This is a genomic window from Aerococcus sp. L_32, from assembly GCF_050689315.1.
In genome coordinates this window covers 1-964 of the sequence record NZ_JBOEQF010000680.1, presented here as the reverse complement: position 1 = coordinate 964, position 964 = coordinate 1, and the positions used below count along the sequence as shown (strand labels likewise).

The window sequence follows — 964 nt, the reverse complement described above, 5'->3', positions numbered from 1 at the left end:
GGTGTTGAAGTGGCTAGCCGTTTTGGTAACGAATTAATGGATGAAATTGCCTACGACGATACTCAAGGTTTCTACCGTCTAACCAACCATATGGGTGGTTTTGAAGGTGGTATGACAACTGGTATGCCAATTATTGTCCGTGGTTACAAAAAACCAATCCCAACACAATATCATCCATTACAATCAGTGGATATCTACACCAAAGAACCGTACAAAGCGTCGATTGAACGTTCTGACATTACGGCAGTACCCCGTGCAGCCATTATTGGTGAGACAGTAATCGCTACTGAATTAGCCCAAGCAATTTTAGAAAAATTTCCACATGATGACTACAATGAATTAGTCAAAGCAGTAAACAACTACCGCGAATACGCTAAAAACCCTGACATTTGGCAAAATGAAGGAGAGTAAAACATCCATGAAAGAATTAATGATTGATGCCAATGCACTAGAAGGGACAATCACGATTCCTGGTGATAAATCAATTTCTCACCGGGCAATTATGTTCGCTTCTATTGCTAAAGGCACCACAAAAATTGAAGGCTTTCTACATGCGGAAGACTGTATTTCAACTATGAATATCTTCCGAGATTTAGGTGTTCAAATTGATGAAGAGGCAGATGGGGCTGTCATCGTTCACGGTAAGGGTATTGAAGGCTTGACTGCACCAGATCATGCCTTAGATGCTGGAAACTCCGGTACGACTATGCGTTTACTGGCAGGACTTTTCTCAGGATTCCCATTTAAAATTAAAATGATTGGTGACGAATCCCTATCAAAACGACCAATGAACCGTGTTATGCTACCATTGCGCCAAATGGGGGCATCGATTTCTGGCTCAGAAGGTAGCGAGTTTGCGCCTTTGTATATCCAACCAGTGGACCACTTAAATGCTATTGAATATGATATGCCAGTGGCGTCTGCTCAAGTAAAATCATCGATTTTATTGGCAGGTTTAACTGCT

At 41.6% G+C, this 964-nt stretch carries 1 protein-coding gene and 1 pseudogene; both read left to right on the top strand.

Annotation, left to right across the window (positions count from 1 at the left end):
* Nucleotides 1-411, top strand: a 411-nt coding sequence (locus ACRCJ0_RS15685) for a chorismate synthase (RefSeq protein WP_431391114.1), incomplete at its 5' end; no start/stop codon positions are given.
* A gap of 7 nt (nucleotides 412-418) precedes the next feature.
* Nucleotides 419-964, top strand: a pseudogene (locus ACRCJ0_RS15680) (3-phosphoshikimate 1-carboxyvinyltransferase); the annotation flags it as partial.